Source organism: Thermogemmatispora carboxidivorans (assembly GCF_000702505.1).
In the GTDB taxonomy this organism is placed as follows: Bacteria; Chloroflexota; Ktedonobacteria; order Ktedonobacterales; family Ktedonobacteraceae; genus Thermogemmatispora; species Thermogemmatispora carboxidivorans.
Map to the genome: position 1 here is coordinate 2,241,664 of NZ_JNIM01000001.1, position 16,858 is coordinate 2,258,521.

Annotated in this window: 13 protein-coding genes and 2 pseudogenes; 3 read left to right on the forward strand and 12 right to left on the reverse strand. The window is 59.8% G+C overall.

The window, feature by feature from the left end; genetic code table 11:
- The first annotated feature begins 125 nt into the window (after positions 1-125).
- Positions 126-1,544 (forward strand): mercuric reductase, encoded by a 1,419-nt coding sequence (locus tag N688_RS08765; protein ID WP_052888925.1) that lies wholly within the window; start codon positions 126-128, stop codon positions 1,542-1,544.
- Positions 1,545-1,621: 77 nt separating this feature from the next.
- Here N688_RS08765 and N688_RS08770 read toward each other — a convergent pair whose 3' ends face one another.
- From N688_RS08770 to N688_RS23955, 6 genes and pseudogenes are all read right to left on the reverse strand, one after another.
- Complete coding sequence (locus N688_RS08770) at positions 1,622-2,809, reverse strand: VWA domain-containing protein (protein WP_052888926.1); 1,188 nt, start codon at positions 2,807-2,809, stop codon at positions 1,622-1,624.
- Entirely contained in the window at positions 2,799-5,060 is a 2,262-nt protein-coding gene (locus tag N688_RS08775; protein ID WP_052888927.1) for a DUF5682 family protein, read from the reverse strand. The genes N688_RS08770 and N688_RS08775 overlap by 11 nt, the downstream gene beginning before the upstream one ends.
- 3 nt (positions 5,061-5,063) lie before the next feature.
- Positions 5,064-6,248 carry an ATP-binding protein gene (locus N688_RS08780; RefSeq protein WP_081838659.1) on the reverse strand — a complete coding sequence of 395 codons (1,185 nt, stop codon included), beginning with the start codon at positions 6,246-6,248 and terminating at the stop codon, positions 5,064-5,066.
- On the reverse strand, positions 6,245-7,900 hold the full coding sequence (locus N688_RS08785) for a DUF5691 domain-containing protein (protein ID WP_052888928.1): 1,656 nt from the start codon (positions 7,898-7,900) through the stop codon (positions 6,245-6,247). The genes N688_RS08780 and N688_RS08785 overlap by 4 nt, the downstream gene beginning before the upstream one ends.
- Before the next feature lie 36 nt (positions 7,901-7,936).
- Positions 7,937-8,878 (reverse strand): SWIM zinc finger family protein, encoded by a 942-nt coding sequence (locus N688_RS08790; RefSeq protein ID WP_156025352.1) that lies wholly within the window; start codon positions 8,876-8,878, stop codon positions 7,937-7,939.
- A gap of 195 nt (positions 8,879-9,073) precedes the next feature.
- A pseudogene (locus N688_RS23955) lies at positions 9,074-9,253 on the reverse strand (SWIM zinc finger family protein); the annotation flags it as partial.
- A 308-nt stretch (positions 9,254-9,561) separates the two neighbouring features.
- Between N688_RS23955 and N688_RS08800 the strand changes: the two are divergent.
- Both N688_RS08800 and N688_RS08805 read left to right on the forward strand, forming a co-directional pair.
- Positions 9,562-9,963, forward strand: a complete 402-nt coding sequence (locus tag N688_RS08800) for an Hsp20/alpha crystallin family protein (protein WP_052888931.1) — start codon at positions 9,562-9,564, stop codon at positions 9,961-9,963.
- 235 nt (positions 9,964-10,198) lie between these two features.
- Complete coding sequence (locus N688_RS08805; RefSeq protein WP_052888932.1) at positions 10,199-11,083, forward strand: class I SAM-dependent methyltransferase; 885 nt, start codon at positions 10,199-10,201, stop codon at positions 11,081-11,083.
- A gap of 187 nt (positions 11,084-11,270) precedes the next feature.
- Here N688_RS08805 and N688_RS08810 read toward each other — a convergent pair whose 3' ends face one another.
- The 6 genes and pseudogenes from N688_RS08810 to N688_RS08830 all read right to left on the reverse strand — a co-directional run bounded on the left by N688_RS08810 (position 11,271) and on the right by N688_RS08830 (position 16,841).
- Entirely contained in the window at positions 11,271-11,825 is a 555-nt protein-coding gene (locus tag N688_RS08810) for a phosphoribosyltransferase (RefSeq protein ID WP_052888933.1), read from the reverse strand.
- 242 nt (positions 11,826-12,067) lie between these two features.
- Positions 12,068-12,787, reverse strand: coding sequence for an ABC transporter ATP-binding protein (locus N688_RS08815; protein ID WP_052888934.1), 720 nt, complete (start codon positions 12,785-12,787; stop codon positions 12,068-12,070).
- A gap of 72 nt (positions 12,788-12,859) precedes the next feature.
- On the reverse strand, positions 12,860-13,153 hold the full coding sequence (locus N688_RS23960; RefSeq protein WP_420341014.1) for an ABC transporter ATP-binding protein C-terminal domain-containing protein: 294 nt from the start codon (positions 13,151-13,153) through the stop codon (positions 12,860-12,862).
- A 6-nt stretch (positions 13,154-13,159) separates the two neighbouring features.
- Positions 13,160-13,741: pseudogene (locus N688_RS08820) on the reverse strand (ABC transporter ATP-binding protein); the annotation flags it as partial.
- An 87-nt stretch (positions 13,742-13,828) separates the two neighbouring features.
- Positions 13,829-15,841, reverse strand: coding sequence for a branched-chain amino acid ABC transporter permease (locus N688_RS23350; protein WP_052888936.1), 2,013 nt, complete (start codon positions 15,839-15,841; stop codon positions 13,829-13,831).
- Positions 15,842-15,887: 46 nt separating this feature from the next.
- Entirely contained in the window at positions 15,888-16,841 is a 954-nt protein-coding gene (locus N688_RS08830; protein ID WP_052888937.1) for a branched-chain amino acid ABC transporter permease, read from the reverse strand.
- Between the last annotated feature and the right edge of the window lie 17 nt (positions 16,842-16,858).

A 16,858-nucleotide genomic window follows, 5' to 3' on the forward strand; every position in this document is an offset into this window, starting at 1 on the left:
ACACTGTGCCCAGCCGCCATGCGTGTTGGCTGTAGTACCAGAGCAAGGCATGGCATGAGCGAAAAAAAACGGATAAGCAATCAAACAGACAGGCTTGCCCGAGTAAAGAAAGAGGAAGAGCAATCATGACAAGTACTGACGCATCTCTGGCAGTCTATGACGCCATCATCATCGGTGCTGGCCAGGGAGGTGGCCCCCTGGCTACGGCACTGGCCCGGGCTGGACGCAAGACGGCCCTGATCGAGCGCGAGCACGTTGGCGGCACCTGTATCAATACGGGTTGCACTCCTACCAAAACCATGATTGCCAGCGCCCGCGTCGCTTACCTTGTCCGCCGGGCCGCCAGCTATGGGGTGCGTCTTCCTGAAGGGGAAGTACAGGTAGAGATGGGCACAGTGCGCCAGCGCAAGCGTGCCATCGTTGAGAGCTTCCGTCAAGGAAGCGAGCGACGAATCAGAGAGGCGGCGGGTCTCGACCTGCTCAAAGGGGAGGCCTACTTCGTCGCCCCCAAAGAGTTGGAAGTGAGGCTCGCTGATGGAGCCCTGCGCCGTCTGCGGGCCGAGACCATCGTGATCGATGTCGGGGCCAGATCGGCCCGGCCAAGGTTGGCAGGACTGGAGAGTGTACCAGCCTTGGATTCGACCTCCGTGATGGAGCTGGATAGCTTACCATCCCATCTGCTCATCATCGGTGGGGGCTATGTGGGCCTCGAATTTGGCCAGATGTTTCGTCGCTTTGGCAGCCGTGTCACACTCGTTCATCGTGGCAAGCAGCTGCTGGCGCGTGAAGATGAGGATGTGGCCGAGGCGGTGGCTCAGATTCTGCGCGAAGATGGCGTCGAGCTGCTGCTGGAGAGCACCCCTCAGCGAGTAGAGCAGGACCCCGATGGCCAGCTGCGCCTGAGCGTAACCACGCCCCAGGGCGAGCGCCAGGTTAGCGCCTCGCATCTGCTGTTGGCCACTGGTCGACAGCCCAACACTGATACCCTGAATCTCGAAGCCTGTGGTGTGCACACCGACGAGCGTGGGCACATCCTGGTGAACGAGCGTCTTGAAACCAGCGTAGCCGGCATCTATGCCATCGGCGATGCCCGTGTCGGTCCTGCCTTCACGCACATCTCCTACGATGACTTCCGCATCCTGCGCACTAATCTCCTGGAGGGTGGTCAGGCAAGCACCCGTGACCGTCTTGTCCCCTACACCATCTTCATTGATCCCCAGCTCGGACGCATTGGCCTGACCGAAGCTGAGGCGCGGGCCAGCGGACGGCGCATTCGCGTGGCCAAAATGCCCATGAGCGCCGTCGCTCGCGCGCTCGAAGTAGATGAGGCCCGTGGCTTCATGAAGGCCATTGTCGAGGCCGAAAGTGGGCAGATCCTGGGGGCGGCTATTCTCGGGATTGAGGGAGGTGAGATCATGGCCATGCTGGAGCTGGCCATGCTCGGCCAGCTCCCCTATACCGTTCTGCGCGACGCCATCTTTGCGCATCCCACGCTCTCCGAGGCCCTCAACAATCTCTTCAGCTCCTTTGCTGACGAAAGGTAGCTTTTGGGCGTGGAGAGCCAGAGAGCAAGGTCGGCCCTTGCCTCGGTGCTTAATGCGCCCCCAGCACGTCCCGAGCTTTACTCCTGGGCGGCGCGCACGGTGGGAATACCCTGCTGAGCTGCCCAAAGGTTCAAGTCACGGCGCTGCAGGGCGGCGGCCATCAGCTCGGGAAAAAGGTCCGGTGTGCAGGCGAAGACCGGGATGTCCATAGCTGCTAGCTGCCCGGCCAGCGCACTATTAAAGGCCGGCGTCCCTTGATCGCTGAGGGCCAGCAGGCAGATGAGCTGCACACCGCTGCCCACCAGCGCGGCAGCGCGCTTGAGCAATTCCTGGGCGTCGCCTCCCTCGTAGAGGTCCGTTATCAAAACCAAGACCGTTTCTTGAGGACGTCTAATGATCTGCTGACAGTAGCACAGGGCCTGGTTAATATCGGTGCCCCCGCCGAGCTGAGCGCCGAAGAGCAGTTCGACAGGGTCTTGCAAATGCCCGCTCAGATCAGCCACCGCCGTATCAAAGACAATCATGCGCGTCGAAACAGCTCGCAGCGAGGCCATCACTGCCCCGAAGATCGAGGCATAGACGACCGAGGCCGCCATAGAGCCACTCTGGTCGATGCAGAGCACGACATCGCGCAGAGCAGCATGACGCTGCCGCCGTTGATGTCCAATCAGCCGTTCGGGAATAAGGGTGTGCTGCTCAGGCTGGTAGTGCTTGAGATTGGCACGAATCGTGCGGTCCCAGTCGATCTCGGTAGGGCGCGGGCGCGTGCTACGGCTCATATGACGAAGGCTACTGCGTACTGCCTGCTCCATACGGAGGGCTAAACGGCGCTCCAGCTCCTCAACAAGCTTGCGCACAACGCTGCGCGCTGTCTCGCGCGTGTGCTCGGGCAGAGCACTCTTGAGCGAAAGCAGCGTCGTGACGAGCTGCAAGTCGACCTCGACCGTTGTCAATAGCTCTGGCTCTAGCAGCAATTGTCGCAGATTGAGTAATTTGACGGCGTCCTGTTGAAGGATGCGCACCGCTGAAGTGGGGAAGTAGGTGCGGATGTCTCCCAACCAGCGCGCGATATAGGGCTTTGAGCCATCCAGGCTGCCAGAACGCTCAACGCCATAGAGCAGCTCCAGGGCCTGATCGATCTTCCTGTCATCTTCGCCGAAGCCGGACTGATCTTCTGTTGGTCCACCGATCCCCAGCGCAGTGGCGGCCTGGGGGCCGAGGATAAGGCGCCAGCGGCGCAGACGCTCGTATTCTTCAATCGGCATGCAGAGTCACCTCCAGCAATTGGCTCAGAATAGGCAGGACAAGGCTAGCTCGCTTTTCATCAAGGTCAGCGGCGCTGCTGCTGGCCTGCTCCGGGCGAGGACGGTAGAGATAGCGGACCTTTTCGCCCATCGCGCGCCGCTCGGCACTGCTGAAGCCGCGAAAGGCACGTCTCAGCAGGGGGAGCAGTGGCAGAAACTGCTCAGCAGTAAGCTCTTGTAGCCATCCATCGAGAGCCTGCCACAGCTCATCGATGGCCAACAGACGTTGGCCTCGACCAGCCAGCAGGCCCTCCAGCCAAAGAGCGGCCTCTTCCAACGAGACAGCGGGAGACAGTTGCTGATGAGCCAACCTGGAGAGCCTGGCAGTCTCCAGGACCTGTCGATCCAAGAGGAGTCGGCAGAAGGAGCCCCGCAGAAGGGGATGGAGGCCCTCAGTCTCGCTCAAGCGCTCCAGCAAAGAGCACCAGGCCGTGTACATCTCCTCGTCGGCGAGTGCCAGGATACTGCTGTCCAGGCGCTGGATACTGGCGAGCAGTTCGCGGGCGGCCTCCTCGTCGGGAACCAGACAGGCGCTTGGCAGAGCGATCAGAATGCGAGCGAAAAAAGCCTCGACGACAGTCTGCACCTGCTGTGTATCGCTCCCGCGTACATCGCCGTAGCGGGCAACACGAGCCAGCGCGGGCAGAGCATCCATCAGATGGCGCACATCGCTGGCCAGAGCGGCGCGAGCGTGGATCTGATCCAGCAGGCCAGCAACGGCTGATGGCAACTGGGCCAGCAACACTTGATCCAGCAGTTCCGTGAGCCTTGCCAGCTCCTGGCAGTGCTCTGCTTCCCTGATAGCAAAGCTCGTAGCGGCGCTCTCCAGCGTATTGCCCCAAACGTTAGCCTCGATCAGGAGGAGGACAAACTCATGCTGCCATTGCAACTTCCAGCACTCATGAAAGGTGCCACGCTTGCTGGCCGCGACAGCCAGCGGCTCACCCCAGGGAATACCGAGCAGGCGTAGCCGATGAAGCAGGCGGCTGCGGGCGCGGTCGGTCTCGTTGCGCAGATCCAGCTCAAGCTCCTTGAATTCGGTAGAAGGCTTCAAACGGAGAAGTCGCTGTTGTTGCTCTAAATCATGTTGAAGAGGAACAACAGGCGTTTCCGGCGGGACTTTTCCCATACGCGAGCCAGTGACCAGGCGCTCTTCAATCAGCTGCATAGGGGCCGTCTCTCCCCGGCAGAACACGCTCTGAATGGCCTCTTGCAGCTCTGCCAGGCCCGGAGCGCTCACATCGCGCAACGCTGCCAGAGCCTCGGCCAGGCGTACGGCCTCGATCACACTGGCAGATGAGACATCGAAGCCCTCCTGACGCAACAGCTCGGCGGCGCGTATCAGCCAGCGTATACCGGCCTGTGCCGGCGCCGACCAGAGAAGCTCATACCAGCCGGGGGCGGCGATGCCTGCGCCATAGCCACTGGCGTAGGTCAGACGGTCATTGCTCCAGGGAATCCAGGTTGCCACGACACTCACGGGCTTCAAGCTCTGCAGCAAGGCGCGATCATCAACTTCCGAGAAAGCGTCGAGGTCTTCAAGGGCGGGCAGATGCCAGGCGCCGCAGACGACGGCGATGCGTTGAAAACCCTCTGAGCGGGCCTGGCGCAGCATTTGACGCATGTGGGCCTCGCGCTGGGCCTCCTCGCGATGGCGTGGCGTCCTTCCTCCACGAAGCACACGCATCGCCTCGCGAAGCCCCTCGAAGATCCCCTGGACATTCCGCCGCTGCTCAATTTGCTGCTCCCACCACAGTTCATGATCCTGATAGCCGGCTGCCAGAGAGAGCAGGCTCAGCGGGTCGTCGGCGATCTCCTCAAACGCCTCTGGTTCCTCCTCGGAAGGAGAGCACGGGTCAGCTGCCTCCTCCTTTGCTTCCTCTTCTGGCTCTCTGCTGTCGAGGCGTAGCGCCAGCGGCAGATCGATGAAGCGCGTTGGAATATTGTGCTGGAGAGCATAGCGTAGCGCCTGCCACTCGGGTGAGAAGACCGCCAGCGGGTAGTAGCTTGCCTGACGTGGCTGATCCTTACGATAGATAATAAGAGCTACTGGAGGAGACATCTGCGGGTTATTGAGCAATGGCACAATCTCTTGAGCATCAGCTGGGCCTTCGACGAGCAGCAGATCGGGAGCCAGCTCCTTCAGAGCCAGGCATAAACTGCGTGCACAACCAGGACCATGATGGCGGATGCCAAAGAAATGAAAGCACACAGCTTACACTACCTCCCGGCAAGCGCGATAGAGATCTTGCCAACTGCGACGCTCCTTCATCACCGTCTGCAGATACTCCAGCCAAACGATGCGGTCCTGGACCGGGTCCTTCACGATGGCTCCCGTCAGACCAGCGGCCAGATCGCCAGCTCTGAGCGTTCCATCGCCGTAATAAGCGGCCAGCGCCAGACCATTGTTAATCACCGAGATCGCCTCTGCCGTCGAGAGTGTCCCGCTGGGAATCTTCAGCTTGAGGCTGCCATCGAGCGTTTTGCCCTCGCGCAGCTCGCGGAAGATTGTCACGACGCGTCGGATCTCCTCCAGGGCGGGCTTCTCGGCAGGTAGCTCCAGAACCTGGCCCAGATCTGCCACACGCCGCTCAACGATACGTACTTCCTCTTCTATGTCCTGGGGCAACGGAAGCACCACTGTATTGAAGCGGCGCATCAGGGCGCTAGACAGGTCATTGACGCCCTTGTCGCGGTTATTAGCCGTCGCGATAACATTGAATCCCTTACGCGCCTGTACCTCTCTGTTCAGCTCAGGAATAGGCAGCGTCTTCTCCGAAAGAATAGTGATCAGCGTATCCTGCACCTCGCTGGAGATACGTGTCAGCTCCTCGATGCGCGCCAGTTTTCCGGTCTGCATGGCCGTCATCAGCGGACTGGCCACCAGGGCCGCCGGTGATGGTCCTTCGACGAGCAGGCGCGCATAGTTCCAGCCATAGCGTAGCGCGCTCTCATCGGTGCCTGCTGTCCCCTGAATGAGGAGGGTTGAGTCACCGGAGATCGCCGCTGCCAGGTGCTCGCTGACCCAAGACTTGGCCGTACCAGGCAGACCGTAGAGCAGCAGGGCGCGATCGGTCGCCAGGGTGCTGATGGCGATCTCGATCAGGCGGGCGTTACCGATATATTTGGGCGAAACCTGGAAGCCGTTCGGTAGACGTCCGCCGAGCAGGTAGGTACGCACGGCCCAGGGTGAGAGGCGCCAATTGGGCGGTCGCTGCTGCCGATCCGCCCTGGCCAGTTCCTCCAGCTCCTCGGCAAACTGCTGCTCGGCGTGCTGACGCAGAACGCTGTTGCCGCTCTGTCCTTCGGCATGGGTCGAAATTTGCTCTTGCTGTCCTTCGGTTGGGACAAAAGGCTCTGTTGCTCTCTGCTGAATATGCTGCTTGGAATCTTTTTTCATTGATTCTCAAACTCCCTGAGTAATCTATGATGAAAGGTTATCTCTTCGATGAAGGTGATGATCTGACGATTGACGTCGCGCTTGATGAAGTATATATTTCTCGCTTCTAGCTCTTCTGATTGCTGAAGGGGCTGAGCCAGTTGCAGGGCAAGTTCAAGGCAGTTTGCGGGCAAGGCTCGGGCAGCGATCTTGAGAGCCGGCTCCCACTGTTGGTGCCATTGCATAGCTGCGCGGGCTAGTTGTCGGATCTCCGGCTCGGCAAATCCTCTATCCATGCTTGGGTGGTTTGCCAGCTCTTGCAGCCGTTTCTGCATATGCTCAAGAAAGCTGACTCCAAAAGAGGTGCTCCACGGTCTAGGTAGCCTGGTCAGTAGTGCTGGCCAGCGTGCATGCCAGGCGTGCTGAGAAGAGGCCAGGGCCTGTAGCAGAAACTGCTCTGCCTCCTCTTGTTCCAGGCAAGAGAGGAGATCTTCGGCCCCGGCGAGCGGCTCGTGCGTAGCGGCGTCGGCCCACGAGAGCAAGGCCCGGGCCCAGGAGGGTAGGCGATGACGCCGGGTTGCCTGCACAAGGCCAGCCAGTACCTCAGTGCGCCAGGTGCTCTCAAGCGAGTGCACGATGCTAGCGGGGGAGAGCTGCAGCCGCTCTTCCCAATAGCCAGGGGGGACCAGGCTGATCAATTCTTGCAGCCAGGAGACGTGTTGTTTCTGCCCCTCGGATAAGCTCTTCTGTTCGATACCAAAGCGCTGCCAGCTGGGTGGAGGTGTTTCCGGCAAAACGACCCGCACCACGTACCCTTCCTCTGATTGCTGTTCTCTCTGAAGCAAGCCATGAGCCACCACGGGCAGCTCACGGCGGCAGGCAGAAGAAGGCAAGCGCAGGAGCAGGCTGACGGCCAGGCGGCGCTCCTGGTAACTGCGGCGATTACGTACCTTTTCTAGGAAAGCCTCATCATCTTGCTCAAGGCCAATCTCAAATGTCTCTAGGAGGGCTAGCCGTTGCTCTCGCTGCTCCTGTGGCCAGACTTCCTCCAGCCATTGGCGGGCCAGGGGACGGTTGTAGGTTCGTAGCTGGCGCAGAAGGGCCAGACGTCCCGCAAAGCTGCCCTCGTACCAGAGGCTATTCAGCTCCTGCTCGCTCAACTCGGTCACAGGCAAGCTGCTGAGCAGGATGCGCCAGGAAGGGTTCTGGCGGATGAGCCAGCGTCCGCGTTCCCCTATCACCTGCGCTAAAACAGGCCATGTGGCAGCTGCGGATGGCCTGGCTAGAGCAGCAAAGACGGTCGGCAGCAAGGAAAAGGGCAGGCGACGCCCATGACGGGCCAGTAACTCCAGTGCCAGAGGCAGCAGCTCGCTATGCGATTCCTGCAGGACACTCTTGATCAGGGCTGCGGCCTGGGGTGAGCAAGGGGGCAGCTTCTCTGCAGGTGCCGGAATGACTGCCACCCCCAAAGGGAAGGGAGAGGTTCCAGCCAAGGCATAGACTGCTTCCGCGCCAGCCAGCAAGAGCAGCTTGCGTTCCAGGAGCATGGCCGCCGGTAGCTCGTCAAGCAGCCGCTCGAAAGGTGTTGAAGCAAGAGCGGGCGGTGGCGGCTCCTGACGTGTGCCGATCAAGGCGCAATGGACCAGAGATTCGATGCGACTCATACGACTCATATGTCTGATTCACCTCTCTCAGACGGGCTGCTCTGTCTACTTCTGCGGGGGCTGTAGCAAGCAAAAGCCTTCGATAGGAGCAAGCACGGCTAGAGGAAACAGCTCTTCTCCGTTCCACTCGCCGATGAACGTCAGTGGGTAGCCGCCCGAGAAAGCCAATAACTGCCAGTGTGAGCCGTGGCTCAGCGGTAGTGCCTGCCCGTGGCGATCGCGGAGATACCACTGCTGACCATCATCGAGGCAAACCGGGAGAGCCTCCTGAAGAATGCACAAGAAGTGTTCTAGCCAGGGTTGACGTGCCAGCGCTCTTGCCACCGTCTCCAGAAACTCGGCGAAACTGGCCGTCCCTGGTATACTGCTGGGCAAAGGTGTAGCGGGGCTAAGGTGCTCTAACAGTCGGGCCCGTTGTGGATAGGCGCCGGGCCAAAAGAGCAGTTCCGCCTCCTGTTCGCAGCCAAGAGGGTACTGCTCGGTGAAAGCTTGCTGTTTGCCTGGGGCAAATTGCAAGAGCAGAGCCTGGCGCCCTGTCTGCTGCCCAAGCACCCAGGTACGCTGCTGCCAGAGCTGATCTCGCTGTTCCAGACGCTGACCGAGAAAGAGCCAGCGATCTCGCACTCGCTCGCCGCGGGTGAGCAGCTCCTCTGCGGGCAGGGAAAGGCCCAGGGCCTGGCGCACATCCTCCTGTAGCCCGGAATCCAGTCGCTCCAGATGACGAAATGCCTCGCTTAAGAGGGCGAGCCGTCCAAGCTGGCGCAACAAAGCTGCTGGCCAGTCGGGGCGGCTATACGGCACGGTCGTCAATGTCCGTAAGCGGGAGGCCAGGCCCGGAATCTGAGCGTCATCCAAGGCGGCGGCCTCCTGTTCCCACTGACGGAGCATCTCACCCTGCACATCGGCCAGACCATTGCGCAGCACATCGCTGAGCCACAGATCGAAGCGCTCCAGACCCCGCAACATCCGCTGCTGACGTCGTTGCATACGTTGCTGGCGTCCCCGCTGTTCTTGTTCGGCGCTAGCGGTTCCTCCTTTTTCTCCATTTGCCGGTGCTGATTGTCTCTGGGCGCCTGACTGTCTGGTGGATGATGCAGCGTGGCGTTGGAGCCAGGCCTCAACCCACTCTGGCGCTTTGGTTGCTGGCAATCTGTCAGCCTCGGAGATTGCCAGGCAGAGCAGCCCGATACTATGCTTACAGGGGGTCTTGCGACTGGGGCAGCTACAGGAGGTCTTCAGCGAACGCCTATCTACGCAGACGCGGTAGAGGGCACTGCCCTGGCATTCTCCCCACAGGGCTTCCTCATCCTGACCCAGGGACTGCCAGTGTCTCTGGTCGGCAAGCTTCTGTCCGGCCTTCATTACTTGCTCGTCGGGAGCAAGGGCTGCGAGAGTCTCAGGTGTTAATACCAGCTCCACTGTCTTGTTCCTGCTCTCTCCTTTGTCTTCCTGCGGAGGATGTGATGGAAGTTGTGCTCTGTAGAAGGATTCTTTTCGTTCTGCGTCAAATTGGAAACAGCTCGATGGCTGAGCTATGTTGCAAGCTCAGCCTGACACTCTGACCGGCTGCGCGTCGTGCCTCTTCTTAGAAGGAGACGAAGAGAGCCAGCAAATGAAGTGATCGAACGTAGCTGAGCATGTTTCTAAGCTTGGCAGGAGGAGAATCGGCGATGCAAGAGCGACTGAAGATCCACCATGTCCCTGTCAAAGTCTACCGGAGCGACGAGCGTCTGGTTGTGGCGGCTCCCATGCCAGGTATGGAGCCGGAGGACATTCACATCGAGTTACAAGAAGACGGGCGCCTGATCCTGCATGGGGATGTACGCGCCCTTCTCAAAGAGGTCAAAGAGCTGCTCATCGACGAATGGAGTATCGGGGCTTACCATCGCGAGCTGCAACTCGCGCAGCCAGTTGATGGCGAGCGGGCAAACGTCACCTATGGGAACGGGGTCCTGATCGTAGCCTTACCATTGAGTGCCACCATGCGCCCGGCCCACCTGACTCTCGCGGCTCGTGGTCTGGCGCACGGTCTTCATCAAGGCGGGGCAGGCCATCCCTCTGCCTGGACCTGAAGCATCCAGCCTCAGCCCAGGCGGCCCCTGTCCGCCCAGATCCCTCTTTCACCTTGAACCCTGCTGGTTGTGCCTGCCTCCGCTGCGATAATATAGAGAAAGATCATTATTGACTGTCTGGAGCCGTCTTTCCGGTGCTGGCCGATGAGCGATCGCTCTGCTGGTCGTGGATCGGCCTGTCGCCTGAAGGACTTCCTGGCAGCGAGAGCAGCGCAGGGAAAGGAGGCAACAGCACGTGACTGCCGATTCCACCTCTTCCGCAGGAGAGAACCGCTATTTTATCGATATTGAGCAGGGAGCGGAGACCGCTCGACTGCTTGAGCAGGAGCGGCTCTTTAGCGAAGCGATGGGGGGCTTACTGCCAGAACTGGAGGATCTTGGCCAGCTTCGGCGTGTGCTTGATATCGCCTGTGGTCCCGGAGGGTGGGCCTTGGAGCTAGCGGCACGCTACCCTCATCTAGAGGTCGTAGGTATCGATATCAACCCGACCATGATCGATTATGCTCTTGCCACCGCTCGTGTGCGCGAGCTTGCCAACGTTGCCTTCGATGTGGCGGATGCCCGTCAGCGCCTTCCCTTCCAGGATGCCACCTTTGACCTGGTCAATGCGCGGCTGATTATGGCCTTTATGGATCAGCAGACCTGGCCAGCCCTGCTGCGAGAATGCCGGCGTATCCTTCGGCCCGGTGGCATCATCCGTCTCACCGAGATTGAGACCCCGGTGAGCAATAGCCTGGCTTATCAACGCCTCTACACCTGTCTCAACCGCGCGCTGGCCCAACAGAAGCGGACCTTTTCCGTCGACGGCAACTCAACGGGGATTGTCTACATGCTGGCGCGCCTCTTGCGCGAAGCCGGCTTTATCAACATCCAGCGCCGTGCCTTCTATTACGATGGCTCCTATGGCATGCCCATGCATGAAAGCGGGTACAGAGATATGCAAGCCCTTTTTTGCCTGACGAAACCTTTCTTGTTGGCCAGTGGCGTCATTGACGAAGCGGAATTTGAACAACTCTATCAGCAGATGCTGCAGGAGATGGCTGCCGAAGACTACACCATCGTTGGCTTTGGACTCACGGCCTGGGCCACCAATCCCAGCGCGGCCCCAGCGAGCGAGTGAGCCATTGAGCTTGGACACTGCCCACGGGCTCGGCTAGTGCCTCTATGGCACTAGCCGTCATTCCCATACCAGCCTGTCCTGGGGATCTAGGAGCGGGTGCGGGATCACGCGGGATCACAAGGCAGGCGCCAGGCCTGATTTCCCCGCCCGGGTCTCCTGGCTGGCTAAGGTGAGGATGGCCCGATACCTATTCGGGTTTGGAATCTGCCTGTTGAGCCGCGATAGCGGTGACCATCTCTGGATGGAGCTGCCAGCTCCCATCTATCAACACTTGCTGATCCCAGGGAAAGATCACCAGCTCATCCGTCGTCAGGGCCACGCATGTGGGCTGGGGCTTCGCCCAACTATGGCTGACCAGGGCGGCTGTGATCACCTCGGTTGCTCCGAGCGTGCGCGCCTGCTCTGCCACCAATGCCTGCGTTTCCCCACTATCGGCGGTCTCATCGACAACGGCAATACGTTTGCCCGCGACAGCCGCGACTAGCGGTACGTGCCAGACCGGTGAAGGAAAACGCACCTCATCCTGAAGGCGTCGACTCACGCGCACAGGATAGAGGTCGAGCCGCAGGGCACAGGCAGCCAACGTAGCTGGGAAGAGGCCGGCGCGAGCAATACCAACAATGGTCTCGATCCGTTCGCTGGCCAGGGCCTCACACAGCTTGCGCCCCAAGGAAGCGAACTCCTCCCACGAGAGGAAGCGCACTCCCCGTCGATGGACATAATCGTAACTGCGAACCTCCAAATCGTAGGGCCTCCTTTGCTTTTCTGCATGCTAGGGAGCGCTGTGGCACTCTGATCAAAGAAAGAGACGCTAGCTTCCCATCCCATCGTGAGTGGACTTACAGAGAGAAAAGAGGCCCGCAGAGACCTGCAGGAGAACGCACTGCGGGCCTTGCGGGCCATCCTTCTCGGTGCCTGGCCTGTTGGCCAAAAGAGGCGCCTGGGGAGCAGCGCACAGCGGCCAGGCAGAGGGATGTCTGCAGCTCAAGAGCCCCCGAGGTAAGCCTGCCGTACCAGGTCGTTTTGCAGCAGATTAGAGGCTGTATCGCTCAGCACGATTTTCCCGGTCTGCAGGACATAGCCGCGGTCGGCCAGGCCGAGGGCCATCGAGGCGTTCTGCTCCACCAGAAAGATGGTCACCCCCTCCGAGCGGATGCGCACGATCGTCTCAAAGACCGTCTCCACCAGAAGAGGGGAGAGGCCCATCGATGGCTCATCCATGCACATCATCCGTGGGCGCGACATCATTGCGCGGGCCATAGCCAGCATCTGCTGTTCGCCGCCCGAGAGAGTCCCGGCAATCTGCTTCAGGCGCTCCTTAATACGAGGGAAAATCTGACAGACGTGGTCGAGGTCCTGCTGGATCTCAGCCTTATTCGCGCGCGTGTAGGCGCCCATCTGTAAATTTTCCAAGACCGTCATGCGCGGGAAGATGCGTCGCGCTTCTGGGACCAGGGCCAGGCCCAGGCGGACAATATCGCTAGCGGGCCGGTTATCAATACGCTGTCCGTCGAAGGTGATCCTTCCCTGACGTGGGCGGATCAGGCCGAAGATCGTCTTCATGGTGGTCGTCTTGCCGGCGGCGTTGGCGCCGAGCAGGCAGACGATTTCTCCGCGGCGCACCTCCAGGTTGATATCATGGAGCACCTGGATGGGGCCGTAGAACGTATCGACATGTTCCAACTGCAGCATCACATCGTTCATCGATCCCCTCCCACACATGCAGCGGTTTGGCAATCAACGAACAGCGGCATAGCGCTTGGCACAGTCAGCATCTCACTCATGATGGTTATTTGCCTCCCCCTCCGGCTGGGGCCGGAGCGCTGCCTGCCAGGTTTGGCGATCGGCAGCAGCTGCCTTTCCGAGATAGGCCGTAATTACCCGCTCATCGCGGCGGACCTCATCAGGTAGCCCCTCAGCAATTTTGCGTCCGTAGTCGAGTACGGCGATGCGGTCGGAAATGCCCATTGTCACCATCAGCTTATGCTCGATCAGCAAGATCGTCAGATGCAGCTCCTCGCGCAGGCGGCGGATATAATGCACAGCCTCCATCGTCTCCGCCTCATTCATACCGGCGGTTGGCTCATCGAGCAACAGCAATTTAGGGCTCGAAGCCAGAGCGCGGGCGATCTCCACGCGGCGGCGATCAGCGTAGGAGAGATTAATCACATACTCGTCCTGGCGATCGACCAGATGCTGACCGAAGAAACTGAGCAGCTCAATGGCGCGTTGGCGGGCCTCCTCCTCCTCCTGTTTGACCCACGGGGGACGGAAGACCGCATCCAGAATCGAAGCCTTCAGACGCAGATGCTCGCCCACCAGCACGTTTTCCAGCACCGTCATATTATTGAACAGACGGATGTTCTGGAAGGTGCGTGCGATACCCTGCTGCACGACCTGATGGGGAGTTGGCTTCTTCAAGGGCTGGCCCTCGAAAAGGATCTCTCCCGAAGTGGGGAGATAGATCCCGGTAATCAGATTGAAAACCGTGGTTTTCCCCGCGCCATTCGGCCCGATGATACTGACAATCTCCTGTGGGTAGATGGCCAGGTCCAGGTCCTGGACCGCGGCGAGGCCGCCGAAGTGCTTGGTCACCTTTTGCAGCTCTAGCAAAGGTTGGCGCGTGGACTGAGGGGCCTGATCGTGCTCAGCGGTCATGATTGCAGCCTCCAGCTAGGAACAACCTCAATAGTTGGTAGCATGTATCTCTGCTCCGTCGCACTTCGTCACACATACTCGCACGCTTCACTCGACCCGCATCTCTGACTCGAAGCCTGGGGTCCCGGGGGGAGTATCGAGCGAGGTGACCTCTACACCTTCGGCCTCGGTGCGGTGCAACTCACGACGTCGGCGTGTACTGGGGATCAGGCCCTCTGGCCGGAAGATCATGAGCACTACCAGGATGATCCCGAAAATCAGGTTACGAATATTGCTGAACGAGAAATTGGGGATCACCTGCAGGATTTGTGTATAGAGCGGGTGAATAATACTGCCTGGATCGTTCCCCAGAGCGTCGAGCTGGGGCAAGACCAGGACGTTGACAGCATAGACAGCCAGGGCGCCCACAACCACGCCGGGGATGCTTCCCAGGCCACCGAGGACCACCATTGCCAGATAGATCACCGAGTCGCTGAAGCTGAAGTTGCCGGACGTCACCGTACTGAGCTTGGCAGCGTAGTAGGCGCCGGCGATTCCAGAGAAGAAGGCGCCCGCCGCGAAGGCGAGAAGCTTTGTCCGCGTCAAATTGATCCCCGAGGAGGAGGCGGCGATCTCATCCTCGCGCATTGCTATCCAGGCGCGTCCAATGCGCGAATCGCGCAGGCGCAGATTGGCCAGCAACACGATGGCGATCAGCGCCAGGATCAAGTAGTAGTACGGCTCCGAAGTCGAGACGTTCCAGCGTACCCCAAAGAAAGCCGGCGAGTAGATCCCGGTCAGGCCATTGGTGCCATTCGTATACTTATCCAGGTTCTGGACCACGATAGGGATGATCTCACCGAAGCCGAGCGTCACGATAGCCAGATAGTCGCCACGGAGGCGTAAGGTGGGGGCACCCAGCAAGACGCCCCAGAGAGCGGCGATCAGGGCGGCCACAATCAGCATTGGCCAGAAGAGCCAGGGCCAGACATCGGGACTAATGTGAATCCCTGTCAGGACCGTTAACTGAGGTGAGCCAATCATGGCCCAGGTGTAGGCTCCGATCACGAAGAAGGCCACATAGCCCAAGTCTAGCAGGCCGGCAAAGCCCACGACGATATTCAAGCCCAATGCCAGAATCACATAGTAGCCAGCGTTCCCGTAGTTATCCAGACGTGAGTCTGTGCCCGGGCCAAAGAGGAAGGGGTCGATCATGGGGTAGAACAAGAGCAAGGCGAGGAGCAACAGGAGGTAGAAATTGCGCGCGCCTGTGCTACGCAGGGGGAGATCATTGGGGACCAGATCGCGTGCCTCCTCGCGAGCGCGGGTAGCCGAGAGCAGGCGCAGTCGGCGTGTACTGGCCGAGGCGCCGGCGCGATCTCCGTTGCTGCCATTGCCGTTGGCCTGCACAGCATGGTGGATTGCCACCCGTCCGCCCAGGCTGCCAAGTAGCCAGCCTGCCGCAGGCAGTAAGACGGAACGCAACAGAATCCAGATCAGGAGCACCAGCGAAGCCTGACCGTACTGGCCAGTGAAGTAGAAGAGCAGGTCGGCCAGTAACCAGATCAGAGAGAAGGAAAAGGCAAACCAGAAACTTCCGAGGCGGGCCCGCGTCAGCAGCGTCTCGCGCATCTCAGCATCGAGCACTTTCAGGCTCGGGAGGGGAGGGAGAGGAGCAGGGGGGAAGAAACGCTGGACGAGACGGCGCCCATAATAGTAGACGGCCCAGATCACAACAGAGGCGGCCAGGCCAACAAAGAGATTGGCGGTGATGTAGATCAAAAGGATCGGCACCACCGTGAAGAAGAACATCGAGATCCACAGATCCAGCAGGCCCTGACGGCCACTATCGGCGGCGACCAGGTAGCCTGTCAGCCCCGTGATGACGCCGTAAAAGAACAGCATAAAGAGGCCGGCGGCAATTGCTGCTGTTGGGGAAACGTCTCCCGGAGCATTGCCGCCGAAAAAGATCGTCACCAAGGCGGCATTCAGAATCGCCTCGCCACTCCAGACGAGCGTAAAGACGAGCACCGGCACCAAAAGAGCAACAACCCATTTCACAAGCAACCGGCGGGTCTCGCCTGTCTGTGGCAGGATCTGGGAAGGGACCAACATAGCCATTGTGTTATACCTCTTACAACAACGTGCGCCTGTTCACGCTTCGCAGCTAGACCTTCTCTGCCAATTGCTGCCCGAGGAGGCCAGTGGGACGGAAGACCAGGATCAAGATCAGGATAGCGAAGACTACGGCATCCTGCCAGGCAACGCCGCCGTGTGGGAGACCAAAAGGAAGGTCGCGATCGGGGATGTAGGTCACCAGGGCACGGATCAAGCCAATCAAGAGACCGCCGAGCATAGCACCAACCAGATTACCAATGCCTCCCAGCACAGCAGCAGTAAAGGCGAAGAGGCCCAGCTCAAAGCCAATGTTGAAGACCGTATTGTTAGTCGAGAGCAGGAACACAAAGCCCCCTGCCCCTGCGATACCTGCCCCGATAAAGAAGGTGATCGCAATCACGCGGTCCACATTGACTCCCATCAGGGCCGCGGCCTCACGGTCTTGGGCTACAGCGCGCATAGCGCGCCCGATGCGGGTACTGGTGACCAGCCACTGCAGGCCCACCATCAGGATCAGGGCCACGATCAGCACAATGAGATCTGTATTGGTGATGTCGACGGAGCCGACACTATAGTGGACCAGGGGGACCAGGTAAGGCGCCGCAACCGGGTTAGGGCCAATGATGGCCTTGGCAATGTCTTCCAGTGCCAGCGAGACACCGATAGCTGAGATCAGCGGTGCCAGGCGGGGAGCGTTGCGTAGCGGACGGTAAGCGACACGCTCAATGAGCACGCCCAACAGGGCGCAGACAGCGATCGAAACCAGGCAGGTTGCGACCAGCATGAGCAGCATGCTGCCCAGAGGCATCTTAGAGACGTCGGACAGGTGAAAGACATTTGTTACCATGAACAGGCTTACCAGTGTGCCCATCATGAAGATATCGCCGTGAGCGAAATTAATCAACTCGATGATCCCGTAGACCATCGTATAGCCCAGGGCGACCAGCGAATAAATCGACCCGATGACAAGCCCTTCGACGAGCAGTTGCAAAAACAGGGTCATAAAACCTGCACCTCACC